This window comes from Bradyrhizobium sp. (assembly GCF_017881085.1).
Lineage (GTDB): Bacteria > Pseudomonadota > Alphaproteobacteria > Rhizobiales > Xanthobacteraceae > Bradyrhizobium.
Genome location: NZ_JADGRI010000024.1, coordinates 1 through 14,550, shown reverse-complemented (window position 1 = coordinate 14,550; position 14,550 = coordinate 1). Strand labels below are relative to the sequence as shown.

17 protein-coding genes are annotated in these 14,550 nt (G+C 65.5%); 2 read left to right on the top strand and 15 right to left on the bottom strand.

Translation table 11 applies throughout. The features are described 5' to 3' along the window. Nucleotides 1-143: 143 nt before the first annotated feature. The 6 genes from QZ213_RS04140 to QZ213_RS04115 form a co-directional block, all read right to left on the bottom strand. Nucleotides 144-2,855 (bottom strand): DUF2339 domain-containing protein, encoded by a 2,712-nt coding sequence (locus tag QZ213_RS04140; protein ID WP_291684787.1) that lies wholly within the window; start codon nucleotides 2,853-2,855, stop codon nucleotides 144-146. Nucleotides 2,856-2,907: 52 nt separating this feature from the next. Next, the gene (locus tag QZ213_RS04135; RefSeq protein ID WP_291684786.1) at nucleotides 2,908-3,885 is read right to left on the bottom strand and encodes an NAD regulator; all 978 of its coding nucleotides are present in this window, start codon (nucleotides 3,883-3,885) and stop codon (nucleotides 2,908-2,910) included. A 19-nt stretch (nucleotides 3,886-3,904) separates the two neighbouring features. Beyond that, entirely contained in the window at nucleotides 3,905-4,411 is a 507-nt protein-coding gene (locus tag QZ213_RS04130; protein WP_291684785.1) for a protein tyrosine phosphatase, read from the bottom strand. Between the two features lie 66 nt (nucleotides 4,412-4,477). Then, nucleotides 4,478-5,095, bottom strand: coding sequence for an HD family hydrolase (locus QZ213_RS04125; protein ID WP_291684784.1), 618 nt, complete (start codon nucleotides 5,093-5,095; stop codon nucleotides 4,478-4,480). Beyond that, a complete protein-coding gene (locus QZ213_RS04120; RefSeq protein WP_291684783.1) occupies nucleotides 5,092-5,718 on the bottom strand; it encodes a DNA-3-methyladenine glycosylase I in 627 nt (208 codons plus the stop codon). The genes QZ213_RS04125 and QZ213_RS04120 overlap by 4 nt, the downstream gene beginning before the upstream one ends. Next, nucleotides 5,715-6,596 carry a folate-binding protein gene (locus tag QZ213_RS04115; protein ID WP_291684782.1) on the bottom strand — a complete coding sequence of 294 codons (882 nt, stop codon included), beginning with the start codon at nucleotides 6,594-6,596 and terminating at the stop codon, nucleotides 5,715-5,717. Before QZ213_RS04115 ends, QZ213_RS04120 begins: the two co-directional genes overlap by 4 nt. A gap of 121 nt (nucleotides 6,597-6,717) precedes the next feature. Between QZ213_RS04115 and QZ213_RS04110 the strand changes: the two genes are divergently transcribed. After that, nucleotides 6,718-8,052 (top strand): dihydroorotase, encoded by a 1,335-nt coding sequence (locus QZ213_RS04110; protein ID WP_291684781.1) that lies wholly within the window; start codon nucleotides 6,718-6,720, stop codon nucleotides 8,050-8,052. A 4-nt stretch (nucleotides 8,053-8,056) separates the two neighbouring features. Here the strand turns inward: QZ213_RS04110 and QZ213_RS04105 are convergent, their stop codons facing one another. The 4 genes from QZ213_RS04105 to QZ213_RS04090 form a co-directional block, all read right to left on the bottom strand. Continuing rightward, complete coding sequence (locus QZ213_RS04105; protein WP_291684797.1) at nucleotides 8,057-8,320, bottom strand: hypothetical protein; 264 nt, start codon at nucleotides 8,318-8,320, stop codon at nucleotides 8,057-8,059. Nucleotides 8,321-8,493: 173 nt separating this feature from the next. Next, nucleotides 8,494-8,871: a TIGR02301 family protein gene (locus QZ213_RS04100; protein WP_291684780.1), complete on the bottom strand. Its 378-nt coding sequence runs from the start codon at nucleotides 8,869-8,871 to the stop codon at nucleotides 8,494-8,496. A gap of 70 nt (nucleotides 8,872-8,941) precedes the next feature. Beyond that, nucleotides 8,942-9,367, bottom strand: a complete 426-nt coding sequence (locus QZ213_RS04095; protein WP_291684779.1) for an NUDIX hydrolase — start codon at nucleotides 9,365-9,367, stop codon at nucleotides 8,942-8,944. Further along, nucleotides 9,367-9,882: a hypothetical protein gene (locus tag QZ213_RS04090; protein ID WP_291684778.1), complete on the bottom strand. Its 516-nt coding sequence runs from the start codon at nucleotides 9,880-9,882 to the stop codon at nucleotides 9,367-9,369. Before QZ213_RS04090 ends, QZ213_RS04095 begins: the two co-directional genes overlap by 1 nt. 62 nt (nucleotides 9,883-9,944) lie before the next feature. On the opposite strand from QZ213_RS04090, the gene QZ213_RS04085 reads away from it, so the two are divergent. Next, on the top strand, nucleotides 9,945-10,709 hold the full coding sequence (locus QZ213_RS04085; protein ID WP_291684777.1) for an SOS response-associated peptidase: 765 nt from the start codon (nucleotides 9,945-9,947) through the stop codon (nucleotides 10,707-10,709). 118 nt (nucleotides 10,710-10,827) lie between these two features. On the opposite strand, the gene QZ213_RS04080 is transcribed toward QZ213_RS04085, so the two are convergent. The 5 genes from QZ213_RS04080 to QZ213_RS04060 all read right to left on the bottom strand — a co-directional run. Then, nucleotides 10,828-11,466: an aspartate/glutamate racemase family protein gene (locus tag QZ213_RS04080; RefSeq protein WP_291684776.1), complete on the bottom strand. Its 639-nt coding sequence runs from the start codon at nucleotides 11,464-11,466 to the stop codon at nucleotides 10,828-10,830. Between the two features lie 58 nt (nucleotides 11,467-11,524). Next, a complete protein-coding gene (locus QZ213_RS04075) occupies nucleotides 11,525-12,106 on the bottom strand; it encodes a GDP-mannose pyrophosphatase (RefSeq protein WP_291684775.1) in 582 nt (193 codons plus the stop codon). 20 nt (nucleotides 12,107-12,126) lie between these two features. Continuing rightward, nucleotides 12,127-12,591, bottom strand: a complete 465-nt coding sequence (locus QZ213_RS04070; RefSeq protein ID WP_291684774.1) for a GNAT family acetyltransferase — start codon at nucleotides 12,589-12,591, stop codon at nucleotides 12,127-12,129. After that, on the bottom strand, nucleotides 12,588-14,015 hold the full coding sequence (locus QZ213_RS04065; RefSeq protein ID WP_291684773.1) for an FAD-binding oxidoreductase: 1,428 nt from the start codon (nucleotides 14,013-14,015) through the stop codon (nucleotides 12,588-12,590). The genes QZ213_RS04070 and QZ213_RS04065 overlap by 4 nt, the downstream gene beginning before the upstream one ends. A gap of 42 nt (nucleotides 14,016-14,057) precedes the next feature. Beyond that, nucleotides 14,058-14,550 (bottom strand): Sua5 family C-terminal domain-containing protein (locus tag QZ213_RS04060; RefSeq protein ID WP_291684772.1); only part of this gene is annotated, 493 nt, incomplete at its 5' end.

Genomic DNA, 14,550 nt, shown 5'->3' with positions numbered 1-14,550 from the left:
TTCAGTAATACTGTCGCCGCCGCACGTCTTAAACTGTGTTCAGAAAATGTCTGTGCCGATCCACGGCCGAGAACACGGCTTGCAGCAGACTTGCATCGAACGGAGGTCGCGCGAACCCAGGGCGGACAGAGGGGGAAGTGCGCCTAGCCTCCCGGCTGGGCGACAGGTGTGGCGTGTGGCGGCGCTTCCTTGCGGAACAGGATGCGCTGGTACAGCCAGCCGATCGCCACCAGCACCAGCCCCAGGCACATGAACGACAGCGCGCGGTAGGCCCCTGTCAACGTCGACATATCGATCAGGAACGCCTTCACAATCGTCAGCGCGATGACTACCGCGGAAGCAAGCCTTGCGCGCTGCGAGTTGGCGACGATGCCGATGCCGAGCAGCGCCACGCCGAACGCCAGCCACGCGATCGAATAGGTGTATTGCTCGGCGCCGCTTGTAACATCAGACGTCAGCAGCGGGCCGTGATAGAGCCTGCGGATTTCAAGCGTCACATAGCTCAGCGCCATCCCCAGCGCGCCGCCTGCGATTGCGTTGGCATAGGCGGCGGGCCGCCGCGCCGCCGCCGCATAGGACAACAGCAGCATCAGCACGGCCGGCACAGCATAGCCCAGCATGATGCGATTGACGAAGACGCCGCCGACATTGATCGGCCAGAGCAGCGGGTTTTCCAGCAGCAACAGCCCGAACACGCTGACCAGGCCGGCGAAGGCCGTCAGCAGCGCCGCGCTCACATCGTGAACGATACTGCCGGTGCGGATGCGCAGCCGCTCCAGGCCGATCGCCATCGCCAGCGCGACGCACACTTGCAGCGCCAATTCAACCAGCGAGGGATTGAGGCTGTAGACGTTGCCGCTGTTCACGGCATGGCGGATTTCCATGAACGCCAGCAGCACGGTGAACAGCACTGCCGCTCCCTCCACGGCGCGCAGCGGCGCATCGTCGCCGCGGCGGCGCAGGAAGAAGCTTCCGACCCAGAACGACAGTGCCGGGATGCCGTAGCCCCACAGCAGCCAATTGAAAACCAGGGTAGCCCCGACCGCATCGCCGACGATGCGCGGCTCGTAGCCGACCCGCAGCACCACGATGGCGGCGAGGATGGCAGCAAGCGCGCGCAGGAACGGTATCGGCCGCTGCATCGAAATCCACGCCGTGCCCATCGACATCAGCGAAAGCGCGATCGTGAGCCAGCCTTTTTCCAGCGCGAAGGTCAGCGCCAGCGCCAGCGCGCCCAGCGTACCCGTGGCGAACAGCGCGATCGAAATCGGCAGGCCCGGCCGGTTGTCGCGCCTCGTCAGAATTTCGGTCGCCGCGCCATACGCCGCCGCAAGGATCACGGCCATGATCGCAAACGGGACCGAGCGATCGAGATGGGCGATGCGGGCATAGAGCGCGATCAGCAGCGCGAGCGGCGTGAACACGGCAGCGGCCGACCACACCACCGGGATGATGGCGCTGACCGAGCGGCCCTGCGCCAGAAATCCGGCGGCGCCGAAGCCCGCGGCAAAAATCGCCGCCATGACCAGATGCAGGGTGACGGAGGCATCGGTCGCGACCGCGCCGATGCCGGGCAGCGGGCCGCCCGGCAGCACCAGCAGGTCCGGATTGCCGCGCACCGCCCATTCGGCGAACACGACGAAGACGAAGGCCGCGGCGGCGGCGATTGCGCCGGTGGCGGAAGGCGCGCGCCATGCGACCGCAACCGTGCCGGCCACCAGGACCGCGAAGACGATGATGGCGGTATCGGCATGGAAACTCGCCAGCACGATCATCGTTGCGCCCAGGAGGTACGCCGCGAGCGAACCCGATGAGATCGGCTCGATCCGGCCTTCGTCGGCCGGCGGCCCGAACAGGAAGCCGCACACCACCGACAGGGCCGCGAGCACGAACCCCGAGATCACGTGGAACGCGTGTGGTCCGACCATCGACGGCCCGCATGGCAGGCAGGGCAAGGTCCACAGCAGCGCGGCGGCGATGGTGGTGACCGCGAGCCAGCGCCACAGCCTGATCCGCGCCAGCGCGAATGCCGCGGCGGTGACGACGGCGAGATAAAGATACAACGCCCAGAAGTCGGGCTTCTCCGAGGAAACCAGGATCGGGGTGATAAAGGCGGCGGCGATGCCGAGACCGGCGAGTGCCGGTCCGTGCAGCAGCGCCGCGGCGAGCGTGCCGAGCGCCACTAGCCCGAGCAGAATGAACGCGGTGGCGGGCGCGAGAAAATCGTACAGCGCATAGGCGGCATAGACGGTCGCGAAGGCGACCGCCGTGCCCGCGGCGGTGAGGATAGCCGGGATATTGGCGATCGGAAGCGCCGCGATGGTCGAAACGCTCTCCTTGCGGCGCGTCCATTCGCCGGCGGCCAGCAAGGCAAGGGCGAACGCACCGCCGAGCAGGGTGCGCACGCCGGGCCCGAGCAGCCCTGCCTCGATCGAATAGCGGACCATGAAGAAGCCGCCGAGCGCCAGCGTCAGACCGCCGATCCAGACCACCCAGCGGGTGCCGATGCGCTCCTCGAAGCCGGGCTGGGTTTCGGGAAGCGGCGGCGGCATCGCGGCCGGGCGACCGGTGTCGGCGCTCGGCGCGACGGGCTGCATTTCTTCCGCGGCGGGCGCGATGGGTTCGGAGATCGTCGCGGGCTGCTCGGCCGCAATGCCGGGCGATGAGGCGGCCAGCGTTTGTTCGAGCTCCTGCAACGGTGTGAGCGTCGGCCTGACCGGCCCCGCTTGCCACGCCGCTTCCATTGCATCCAGCCGCGCGCGCAATGTGGCGGCCTGATTGAGCGCCTTGCGCGCGAAGATAAACGCGACGACGGCAGTCAGCATTGCAAAAAAATCAAACGGCGAATCGAACATCAGGCCTCCAGGCGATCGGCACGGCGTCGAGGGCCTAACCGCTTCAAAAAAATCAGCGCCGCGCGCGGACGCGCAGGCCCGGCGCGGGCCGTTCCTGCAGCACCTCGCGGCGGAAGCGAAACAGCGCGGCCGGCCGTCCGCCAGTCTGTGTCGACATCACGCCGGTCGGTTCGACCAGAGCGGCGGCTTCGACCAGCCGGCGGAAATTCTGTTTGTGCAGATGCCGCCCCGAGATCGCTTCCACGGTGCGCTGCAAGTCAGTGAGTGTGAATTCGCCCGGCAAAAGTTCAAACACCACGGGCCGGTATTTCAGCTTGGCGCGCAGCCGTCCCATCGCGGTGGCGAGAATGCGCCGGTGGTCGAAGCGCATGGATACGCCGAGGCTCGGGATCGACTTGCGCATCAAAGCCGCAGGGCGTCCGTCCCGCCGCGCCTCTTCGACCAGCCCGGCTTCGTAGAGCAGTTCGTAGCGATCGAGCACGCGCTCCTCGTCCCAATGGGCGCCCTCGGTGCCGAAATACAGCCGGACGCGATCCTTGCGGCCGAGAGCGCGCGCGGTGTCCGGCTGTTCGGTCTGATCGGCCCAGCGCATGAGTTCGGGAAGGATGTCGCGCTCGATGATCCCGGGCCGCGCTTCCCGCCAGTCTTCCCAAGGGAAGAAGCGATACCAGGGCTCGAAGGTCGCGCCTGCCGCGCGGGCGGCATTGTCGGCGGCGCGCGTCAGCGCGAGGTAGCCGATCGAGGCGACATGCACGTCGGTGTCGCCGGGCTGGGTGTGGCGGCCGCGGTCGCCGAACGTGTAGAGCTGCTCGACATAGCCGAGCCGCAATCCCGCCTGTTCTTCCACCCAGGCGCGCAGGCCGATCTCGAAGGTGCGGTGCCTCACCGCGTCGAACGGACCGAACGGAAGTCCGGCGAGCTTGCCGTCGCCGCCGGAGGATGAGGTGAGGATCACCGGCTCGTTGCCTTCGATAGCGACGATCGCGGCAGTCAGGCCGATCTCGATCGGCGTCAGAACCTTTTCGCTCATCGGGCGTGGTTTACCGGCATCAGTCGAGATCGAGGCGGAACGGGTGGCTCTCGACCATCATGCTGCCCGGACCCATCTCGTCGAGCGCGCGCAGCATGCGCCCCTTTCGCCCCAGCGCCTTGTCCGCGAGGCTGACGATCAGCCGGTTCGGCGAGGCGATCGGGGAGGCCGCGCGAATCTGCCTGGCGATCGAGATTTCATCGCGGTGCGGATTAAGCAGACAGACGGCAGCAAAGGCGCTCGCGGTCGAGCGGCTGATGCCGGCATAGCAGTGCACAACCAGCGGCGCGCTGCGGTCCCAGCCGCGCACGAAATTCAGCACCTGCTCGATATGGAAATCGGAAGGAGCGACGAAGCCGTCGATCTGCTCGGTGATGTCGTCCATCTGCACTTTGAGATGATTGGCGGGCAGGACCGATTCCGGCCGCTGCACCTGGTCGACATTGGCCATCACCGTGAGCACGTGGCTGGCGCCCGTGGCTTTGACGGTGTCGGGAAGCGCGGCGAGCGAGCAGACGTGGATCATGGTGTTCCTTTGCCGCGATTATAGGCCCGCGCGCGGGGCCGTGAAAGGTCGTTCGGAGACCCGCATTTACGGGTGCAACGTCTTGAACCGCGCCAAAAACCGCTTCTCGGCCTTGGCTGCGGTCCAGGGCGTCAGATAATCCTGCCGCATCGCGGCGGGCAGGCCGGGATCGCGGCCGAACAGCCGTCTTGCTTCGGCTTGCGCAAAGCCGGCAAGCTCGGTCGCCTCGAGATAGGCCGCCCCGCGGTCGGCGGCCTTGATCTGTTGCGTTACGTGGTCCGCCAGCACCGGCGGCAATCCGAAGCGGATATGGATCGCCGAAAGCAGCCGCTTTTCCACCGCCTTGTAGTCGCCGCCGAGCACCGCCTTGAACGGCGAGATCATGTCGCCGATGACATATTCCGGTGCGTCATGCAGCAGCGCCGCCAGCCGCACCCGGGCGTCGACGCGCGGCGTGTGCTCGCGCATCACGGCTTCGACCAAAAGCGTGTGCTGCGCCACCGAGAAGATTTGCGCGCCGCTGGTCTGGCCGTTCCAGCGCGCGACCCGCGCCAGACCATGGGCGATATCGGCGATCTCGACATCGAGCGGCGAGGGGTCCAGCAGGTCGAGGCGCCGCCCCGATAGCATGCGCTGCCAGACCCGGCTGGAGGTCGGCGGCGCGGACGGTTTATTGGCCGTCATTTGATTTTGAGGCGGGGGCCGCGATGTTGGCCGCCGCAGGTGTCGTGGCAGAAGCAGGTCACCAGATGGTCGTTGACCATGCCGGTGGCCTGCATGAAGGCGTAGACGATGGTCGGGCCGACGAATTTGAATCCGCGCGATGCCAGTTCCTTGGAAATCTTGATCGAGAGCGGTGTCGATGCCGGCACGCCGGCGGTGGTCTTGAAGTTGTTGACCTTCGGCCGGCCGTCGACGAAGTCCCAGAGGAACTTCGAGAAGCCGGGGCCGTCTTCCATGATCTTCAGATAGGATTTTGCGCTATTGACCGCACCCTCGATCTTGGCGCGGTTGCGCACGATACCGGCATCGTTCATCAGCGCATGGATCTTTTTGGCGTTGTAGCGGGCGATCTTCTCGGGGCGGAAATCATCGAAGGCTTTGCGGAAATTGTCACGCTTGCGCAGGATCGTGATCCAGGACAGCCCGGCCTGAAAACCGTCGAGCATGAGCTTCTCATACAGCGCGCGGTCGTCAAATTCCGGAACGCCCCATTCGGTGTCGTGATAGGCCATGTAGAACGGGTCTTCGCCCGGCCACGGGCACCGCGTCAGGCCGTCGGCATGCAGGCGCGCGGATCGGCTCATGCGACAGTCTGTTTCGGCGAGGTCAGGAGGTCATCGGGGTCGGCGACACGCAGCGCAAGGCCGCCGGCCGTGAGCGGCAAGCCGGCGGCAAGCGCGTCGGCGACACGATCGATCCTGAGCAGCGCGAGACTGATCTGGCCCGCCGTCGCTCCGATGGTGCCGACGGACTTGTCGCCGGCAAGAATCGTCGTGCCCGGCTCCGGCGAAAAGCCTTCGAGAACGACACGAACCGTCCGTGTCCGCGCGGTGCCGCGATGCTGCATCCGCGACACCACCTCCTGGCCGACGTAGCAGCCCTTGTCGAAATCGACGCCGTGCAGGCGGTCCATGTTGGCTTCGTGCGGAAACGCGTCGCCATAGATGAAGTCGAGACCGCCGCGCGGTGCGCCGGAGGCGATGCGATGCGCCTCATAGGCGGTGCTGTCGACGAACTCCGCGCCGATCAGGTCGGCGACCTTTTGCGCAAGCTCCTCGGGAACGAGAATCCGCCAGCCGAGCGCGGCGTTGCGGGGATCTGCGAAGGTCAGATCTGGCTGCATGGCCGGCTCGCCATCCCAGGCCGCGAGCACGCCGAGGCTACCCGTGAGATTCTCGATTCCGACCTTGGCGCGCAATTTGTAGATGCCGAGCTTGTCGGCGAGCGTTTGCGCCAGCGCGCGCGGGCAGTCGAGCAGGAAACCGCCGCCATGGCCGGCGGGCGCCTCGGTGATCAGAAAATCCGCAATGATCTTGCCCTGTGGCGTCAGCAACGCGCCGAAACGGCCTAACCCGGGCCGAAGCAGCGTCATATCGGTGGTGAAGAGACCGTTGAGGAAGTCGCGCGCGCCTTCGCCGCTGACCTTGACCACGCCCCGGTCGGGGAGAAACGCTGCTTTCATGCAAAAATCTCTTGCGACATGCTGCCCTGGAACGTAAGCCGCCAAGGCTTAAACGACAAGACCCGCGCGGGCCCTCTCGGGCTTCCTCAGGCCGCGAGGCGGCAAGCGAACACGAGGAACGATGAGCCAAACCTACGATCTGATTCTGAAGTCCGGCACCGTGGTCAATCAGGACGGCGAGGGCGTGCGCGACGTCGCCATCGCCCAGGGGCGGATCGCTGCGATCGGCCCGCTCGGACAGGCCTCGGCGGCCGAAGTGATCGACTGCAAAGGCCTGCACATCCTGCCCGGCGTGATGGACACGCAGGTGCATTTCCGCGAGCCGGGCCTGACCCACAAGGAAGACCTGGAAACCGGTTCGCGCAGCGCGGTGATGGGTGGCGTCACCGCGGTGTTCGAAATGCCGAACACCGATCCCTTGACCGTCACCGAGCAGGCTTTCACCGGCAAGGTGAAAGCCGGCCGTCACCGCATGCATTGCGATTTCGCGTTCTTCATCGGCGGCACCCGCGACAATGTGGCCGATCTGCCGGAGCTGGAACGCGCGCCGGGCTGCGCCGGCGTCAAGGTGTTCATCGGCTCCTCCACCGGCGCGCTGCTGGTCGAGGATGACGAAAGCCTGCGGCGGATCTTTCAGGTGATCGAGCGCCGCGCCGCCTTTCATGCCGAGGACGAGTACCGGCTCAACGCACGCAAGCACCTGCGGGTCGAAGGCGATCCGCGTTCGCACCCGGTGTGGCGCGACGAGACCGCGGCGCTGATGGCAACCCAGCGCCTGGTCAAGCTCGCCCATGAAACCGGAAAACGCATTCACATCCTGCATATCTCGACCAGGCAGGAGATCGAGTTTTTGCGCGACCACAAGGATGTCGCTACCTGCGAAGCGACGCCGCACCACCTGACGCTGTCGGCGCCGGAATGCTACGAACGGCTCGGCACCCGCGCGCAGATGAATCCGCCGGTGCGCTCGGCCGATCACCGCGAGGGCATCTGGTACGGCATCGAACAGGGCATCATCGACGTGCTCGGCTCCGACCACGCGCCCCATACGCTGGAGGAGAAAGCAAAAACCTATCCGGCCTCGCCCTCGGGCATGACCGGGGTGCAGACGCTGGTGCCCCTGATGCTCGATCACGTCAACGCCGGGCGCCTGTCGCTGGCGCGCTTCGTCGATCTCACCAGCGCCGGTCCGGCGCGGCTGTTCAACATCGCCTGCAAGGGCCGGATCGCCGCGGGCTACGACGCTGATTTTACGGTGGTCGACCTCAAGCGCAGCGAGACCATCACCGACGAATGGGTGGCCTCGCGGGCCGGCTGGACGCCCTATCACGGCGTGCGTGTCACCGGCTGGCCGGTCGGCACTTTCGTGCGCGGCAGGCGGGTGATGTGGCAGGGCGAGCTTGTGACGCCGTCGAGCGGCGAGCCGGTGCGGTTTCTGGAGACGCTGAAGGCGTGAAAAGTTACTGCTTCGCCAGCCGGGTAGAAAATTCGCCGTTGCGCACGCGCAGCGGGAGGCCTTCGACGAATTTCGCCACCGCGTCCTCGCCATAGGTGGCGACCAGTTCGGCGAATGCCGCGAACAGGCTGGCCTGCGCCAGGCAGTCGCCGTCGACGCCATCGTGCCGCGCTTCCGCCCAGGCCTCGTTAAGATAGCTTAACGCCGCCTGCTTCTGTTCGTGGTCGGGCAGGGGGGCGCGGGCGGTGAAGGAGGCTGGATGGCTCATGAAACCCGACAGTCTGTAGGCGATCCAGGGCGGAACGCTCGAATGCCTAATCTTTAGCATGAGGCTAACAGCCGCCTAGACCAGTTCTTTAGGAAAGGTTAACGGCTCGCAACAATACGATAGGTTCCGGAACCGAAGCATTACGTGAACCGCATCCGCTCCTCGAAACCGCTTCAGTTGGCGTAGCGAGCGGTCAGATCCCGCGAGATTTTCGAGCCTTCATCGATGTAGCGGCGGATCGCCACCGAGGCTGCCGGCGTGCAGGTCCGGTAGGTCTGCTGGAAGCCGTTATAGCCGCGGTTGAAGCCGGCGATCATGCGGGCGCGGCGGTCGCCCGAGGGGGTTTCGGCATCGATCAGCGCCTGCATCTGGTTGCGCCATTTGCCGCCTTCGTTGCTGCCGCAAATGCCCCGGAGGTAGTGCAGGGTGCCGAGGATCTCGGCCAGCCGCTGCAGGTCGTTATCGAACGGCGCAGCCGCATCCTGGGCCCGCGCGGGGCCGGAAAGGCATGCCGAAATGAGGATGAGGGCGGCCAGAAAATGCTTGGACATGGGCCCGCACGATATGCCTTCTCAATGGGCTGGAAGCAAGGCGCGGGAGGCCTAAGAGGCGAGACCCGCTTCAGGCCCGGAGCAGGTCCCGGGCCGCCTGGATGACCTCCTGCAGGCCTCCCGTGACCTTGAGATCGCCAAGCGCGTCCGGCTTGAGCCATTTGAAATCGTCGAGTTCGTCATTCAAGACCGGCTCGCCGGCGATCCAGCGCGCCGCGAAAGACATGATCAGATAATGCCCGCCGCCCGCGGTTCCCGGCACCACCTCACGCCAGCCGGCAAGGCCCGCGATGTCGATCTTGAGCGAGGTTTCCTCGTCGACTTCGCGATGCACTGCCTCATGCAGCGTTTCGCCGAATTCGACCCGGCCGCCCGGCAGCGAATAAAACCCCTTGGCCGGCGAGCGCGCGCGCCGCACCAGCAGAATCCGGTCGTCCCGGAAAATCGCCGCGCTGACCGCGAGCTGGGGATGGGAGGGCTGGACGACAGACGCCATTAGTGCGTCATGATGTAGTCGACATCGGCCTCGGAGCCGCCATTGATGATGCCGCCGGCCAGCGCCACCAGCGGCTTGACCCAGCCGGTCGCCTGCTCGGCCAGCGTGGCCCGGGTCTTGTCCTGCTTGGCTTGGCGCATGGCGTTGCCCACGGCGGTGAGGATCGAGGTCATGGCAGAGGTGATATTGTCGAATTCGGCGCGGATAATCGCGTCCGCCGATTCATAGGACTCGATCGCGAGGTCGCGCGCCTTGAAGTTGGAGGCGTGGAAATGCTCGCCGTAGGACAGCGGCTGCCAGCTCAAAAAATCTTCCGCGCATTCCGGCATGTCCGGAACCATCTCGAGCAGCATGACGGCTTCGTTGAAATGATTCAGGTAGTCGGTGGCAAGTCCGGTGCGCGGATTGATGTTGGCGGCGCGCAGTTTCGCGGCCCGCGCCTCGTCAATGGGAACCATCTGGGGGCGAGGCGGCGGAGATGCAGATGGCGCGGATTTGGCAGCCGTGGATGTCATCCCTTCCAGTCTTGACGGTCGGGGTTAAAAGGTACTGAACGGATACCTATTTGGATCACAGAATGTGCGGACGCTTCGTTATCACCTCGCCCCCGGCGGCTTTGCGGCAGATTTTCGGCTATATCGAGCAGCCAAATTTTCCGCCCAGACACAATATTGCGCCGACCCAACCGATCCCGGTGGTGATCGTCGAAAACGGCGCCAGGCACTTTCGGCTGATGCGCTGGGGCCTGTTGCCGGCCTGGGTCAAGGATGTCAGTAATTTTACGCTGTTGATCAATGCGCGGGCGGAGACGGTCAGGGAAAAACCGGCCTTCAAGAACGCGATCAGGCGGCGGCGCTGTCTGATCCCGGCGGACGGCTATTATGAATGGCAGGCTTCCGGGACTCGCAAACGGCCCTACTTCATCCACCGCCGCGACGGCGCCCCGATGGGCCTGGCGGGCCTCGCGGAAACCTGGGTCGGCCCGAACGGCGAGGAACTCGACACGGTGGCGATCGTCACCGCGGCGGCGAGCGCCGATCTTTCGGTACTGCATCACCGCGTGCCGGTGACGATTGACGCTGACGATTTCGAGCGCTGGCTCGATTGCAGTGATGACACTGCAGCGACGGTGATGGCGCTGCTGGCGCCGCCCGCCGAAGGCAAATTCGCCTGGCATGAGGTCTCCACACGGGTCAACCGCGTCGCCAACGACGACGCGCAACTGGTGCTGCCGATCACGGCGGAGCAGCGCGAGGCCGAAGAACCGAGGCCTGCGAAGAAGGCGAGCCCACGCAAGCCTGCGCCGGTGGCACCCGATGAGGGGCAGGGATCGTTGTTTTGAGATCGTCGAATCGCAGGGTGGCAAAGGCGCGTTTGCGCCGTGCCCACCATCGATGTCCCGGAACACTAATGCAGATTGGTGGGCACGCATCGCTTTGCCTACCCTACGCTCTCGCGGTTCATGCTCGAACGCCGAGCAATTGCTTCAGCTTCGCAACCGCGCTGTCCGGCGTCGTCAGCACCGGCCGGCCCGAGGCTTCCGCAACCGGCGCCGCCGCGGGCGCCATGCTGTATTGCGCGAGCGCGATCAGGTCGCAATCGCGCAGATCGCGCGAGGCTGCCACGACCAGGCGATCGTGTTCGGCACGGTCGCCGCGATCGAGCGCCGCCATGGCGCCTTCCACGAGTTTCGGAACGATATCGAGCCCGCGCGGAAATTCCCGCGGCATCGACGCCAGTGTCGGCGGAAACGTCGAGAGCAGGCCGATCCGGTGGCCCCTTGCTGCGGCCTGCTCGATCATCGCCTCGTTGGGCTTGAGCACCGGCATCGGCGCCTGCTCGCGCGCCACCGCCTCGATGCAGGGGCCGAAGGCCGAGCAGGTGAAGAGGATCGCATCAGTGCCGGTCGAGACCGCGTAACGTCCGAGGGTGAGGAAACGTTCGGTCATCGCGCTGGTGAGGCTGCCGTCACGCGCGAGGTCGGCCGACAGGCTGTCGTCGACCAGATTCATCAAGGTCGCATCCGGCCAGAGCCGGGCGAACGAAGCCTCGATCGGCTGAATCGAATGCTTCAGGGCGTGGATGAGGGTGATGCGCATGTCGGTCAATCTGGCTTTGGACTGGCGGGGTGTCAACGTTGACGCGCGAGCCGCGGCATCACCGAAAAATATTCAGGGCGGCATATTGCAAGAGCATGATGGTCTTGGCGTCCACGATGCGGCCGTCGCCGATCATGGCGAGCGCCTGATCGATCGCCAGCTCCAGCACCTCGATGTCCTCGCCCTCGGAAGCGATGCCGCCGCCGCTGCCGATCCTCATCTTCGGTTCGTATTCCCCAACGAAGAAGTGCAGTTTTTCGGTGACAGAGCCGGGGCTCATGAAGGCTTCGAATATCTTCTTGATCTCGCCGAGCCGATAGCCGGTTTCCTCCTCGGCTTCGGCGCGTATCCGCTGTTCCGGAGAGGCGTTGTCCAGGAGGCCGGCCGCCGCCTCGATCAGGAGACCGTCGTAGCCGTTGACGTAGGCCGGATAACGAAACTGCCGCACCAGCACCACGGTCCGCTGCGCCAGATTGTACGGCAGCAGCGTCGCGCCGTTGCCGCGGTCGTAGCTCTCGCGGTGTTGGGTCTGCCACTCGCCGTTGGCCCGCCGCCAATCGAACGTGGTGGTCTTCAGAATGTAATGATTGTCGGAGAGCAGGCGGACGTTCTTGACGCGGATACGGTCGGCGACGGACATGATCTGCCTGCTGGTTTGATTTACGGTGTCGGCTCGCGCCCGTCGAGCCATTTGGCGAAGGTCACGGTTTCCTGGTTGTAATAGCCGACCGACCGGTAGAACGCGTGGACCTCCGCATTGTCCTTGCGCACCATGAGTTGGAGTTTCAGGATGCCGCGCGCACGAAGCCACGCTTCGGCGGCGTTCATGATTGCCCGACCGAAGCCTTCATGGCGGCGATCCGGGTCGACCGTGACGTAGTAGACCCAGCCGCGATGGCCGTCATGGCCGACCAGCACCGACGCGACGAGGGCACCATCATCGCGACCCAGCAGCACGGTTGCGTTCGATTCCTTCGATTCCTTGCGTGCCAGCGCAATATCGGCGGCGGGATCGTTCCATGGGCGCGTCGACCCGCAGCGCTGCCACAACGCAATCACCTCCGGGATATCGCCGTCCTCGATGGCCTTGATGCTCAGGGAATGAGCGTCCGCTGCAACACTCACAACACTTTTCCCGGATTCATGATTCCCAATGGATCGAGCATCGCCTTGATGCCGCGCATCAGCTCGATCGCGACCTTGTCCTTCACCTCGGGCAATTCGTCGCGCTTGAGCACCCCGATGCCGTGTTCGGCGGAGATCGATCCGCCCATCTTCAGCACGATGTCGAACACCACCGCATTGACATCGTGCCAGCGGCTCATGAAATCGGCGGTATCGCCGCCGATTGGCTGGCTGACATTGTAATGGATATTGCCGTCGCCGAGATGGCCGAACGGCACCGGCCGCGCCCCCGGAATGAGCTTCACCACGGCGGCATTGGCCTGTTCGATGAAGTCGGGCACCGCGACGACGGGGACGGAAATGTCGTGCTTGATCGAGCCGCCTTCCGGCTTCTGCGCCGCCGACATCTCGTCGCGCAGCTTCCAGAACGCCGAACGCTGGCTCAGGCTGGCCGCGATCACGGCGTCGTCGACGATTTCCATCTCCAGACCCTGCGCCAGTATCGCTTCCAGGGTGGTGCGGGCGTCGTCGCGCGGCGACGACAACTCCATCAGCACGTACCAGCGATGCTTGCTCGCAAGGGGATCGCGAATGTCGATGCCGTGCCGCACGCTGAAATCCACGGCGATGTCGGACAGCAATTCGAAACTGGTCAGCGTGCCCGCTGCCTCGTTCTGCGAGATCGACAGCAGCTTCAGCGCAGCCGCCGGCGACTTGAGGCCGACATAGGCGGTTTCCACCGCCCGCGGCTTCGGAAACAGCTTCAGGGTCGCGGCAGTGATGATGCCGAGCGTGCCTTCGGCGCCGATGAAGAGGTTGCGCAGATCGTAGCCGGTATTGTCCTTCTTCAGCTTCGACAGCAGGTTCATGATGCGGCCGTCGGCCAGCACCACTTCCAGCCCGAGCGCCATTTCCCGCGCCACGCCGTAGGCCAGCGCCGTGGTGCCGCCGGCGTTGGTGGAGAGGTTGCCGCCGATGGTGCAGCTTCCTTCGGCCCCCAGCGACAGCGGAAACAGCCGGTCGACTTCGGCGGCGCGCTGCTGGGCGATCTGCAGCACCACGCCGGCCTCGCATGTCATGGTGTTGGAGGCGGTGTCGATGTCGCGGATCTTGTCCATCCGCCGCATCGAAATCACCACTTCGCCGTTGTGCGGCGTTTGCCCGCCGACGAGACCCGTGTTGCCGCCCTGCGGCACCAGCGCGAGGCGGTGTTCGCTGGCGAGCTTGCAGATCGCGGCCACTTCCGCGGTCGAGCCCGGCCGCAGCACCAAAGGCGAGCGGCCGTGAAACAGGTCACGCTCCTCGGTGAGGTACGGCGCGATCTCGGTCGCATCCGTCACCGCATATTTGTCGCCGACGATGGCGCGGAACCGCGCGATCAGGTCGGGCGAGAGCGGCGGGGCGGTGGGCTTGACGATATTCATCTTGTTCTCTTGTTGGTCTCTCGTTGGTTCTCTTGCGTTTCCTCAATCCCGCTCCACCGCGGCGCGGCGCAGCCGGTCGTTGATGGCTTCGCCGAGCCCATCATGCGGCACCGGCATGACGGCGATGGCGCGCGCGCCCCTGGCATCGAGCGCGCGAAGATAGCCGAAAAGGTTGGCGGCGGCCTCGTCGAGATCGCCACGCACGGACAAATTCATCACCGCCATGCCCGCGTCAACTCCCGCAACCGCATCGGGTCCAAACGCCAGCAGCGCCTCTCCGGCCTCGACCCGCCTCGCATCCAGCCGCACCCGCGTGCGCGGGGCGTAATGCGAGGCCAGCATGCCCGGCGCCAGCGGCTGGCCGTCGTCGCTATCCGCGGGCGGCTGCGCGAGCGGGCGGCCGAGCACGCGTTCGATCTCGCCGCGCGGCAGGCCGCCGGGGCGCAGCAGCAGGGGAGCGTCGAAGCACCCGACGATGGTGGATTCGACGCCGACCTCGACAGGCCCGCCATCGACGATCAGGTCGATCCGTCCC

What these genes read in the sequence shown, in the direction of transcription:
- QZ213_RS04135 (WP_291684786.1), bottom strand. Translation starts at nt 3,885, where the DNA reads ATGAGCGAAAAGGTTCTGACGCCGATCGAGATCGGCCTGACTGCCGCG.
- QZ213_RS04065 (WP_291684773.1), bottom strand. Translation starts at nt 14,015, where the DNA reads ATGAATATCGTCAAGCCCACCGCCCCGCCGCTCTCGCCCGACCTGATC.
- QZ213_RS04105 (WP_291684797.1), bottom strand. Translation starts at nt 8,320, where the DNA reads ATGAGCCATCCAGCCTCCTTCACCGCCCGCGCCCCCCTGCCCGACCAC.
- QZ213_RS04120 (WP_291684783.1), bottom strand. Translation starts at nt 5,718, where the DNA reads ATGAGCCGATCCGCGCGCCTGCATGCCGACGGCCTGACGCGGTGCCCG.
- QZ213_RS04100 (WP_291684780.1), bottom strand. Translation starts at nt 8,871, where the DNA reads ATGTCCAAGCATTTTCTGGCCGCCCTCATCCTCATTTCGGCATGCCTT.
- QZ213_RS04080 (WP_291684776.1), bottom strand. Translation starts at nt 11,466, where the DNA reads ATGCGCATCACCCTCATCCACGCCCTGAAGCATTCGATTCAGCCGATC.
- QZ213_RS04140 (WP_291684787.1), bottom strand. Translation starts at nt 2,855, where the DNA reads ATGTTCGATTCGCCGTTTGATTTTTTTGCAATGCTGACTGCCGTCGTC.
- QZ213_RS04095 (WP_291684779.1), bottom strand. Translation starts at nt 9,367, where the DNA reads ATGGCGTCTGTCGTCCAGCCCTCCCATCCCCAGCTCGCGGTCAGCGCG.
- QZ213_RS04125 (WP_291684784.1), bottom strand. Translation starts at nt 5,095, where the DNA reads ATGACGGCCAATAAACCGTCCGCGCCGCCGACCTCCAGCCGGGTCTGG.
- QZ213_RS04085 (WP_291684777.1), top strand. Translation starts at nt 9,945, where the DNA reads ATGTGCGGACGCTTCGTTATCACCTCGCCCCCGGCGGCTTTGCGGCAG.
- QZ213_RS04110 (WP_291684781.1), top strand. Translation starts at nt 6,718, where the DNA reads ATGAGCCAAACCTACGATCTGATTCTGAAGTCCGGCACCGTGGTCAAT.
- QZ213_RS04130 (WP_291684785.1), bottom strand. Translation starts at nt 4,411, where the DNA reads ATGATCCACGTCTGCTCGCTCGCCGCGCTTCCCGACACCGTCAAAGCC.
- QZ213_RS04090 (WP_291684778.1), bottom strand. Translation starts at nt 9,882, where the DNA reads ATGACATCCACGGCTGCCAAATCCGCGCCATCTGCATCTCCGCCGCCT.
- QZ213_RS04115 (WP_291684782.1), bottom strand. Translation starts at nt 6,596, where the DNA reads ATGAAAGCAGCGTTTCTCCCCGACCGGGGCGTGGTCAAGGTCAGCGGC.
- QZ213_RS04075 (WP_291684775.1), bottom strand. Translation starts at nt 12,106, where the DNA reads ATGTCCGTCGCCGACCGTATCCGCGTCAAGAACGTCCGCCTGCTCTCC.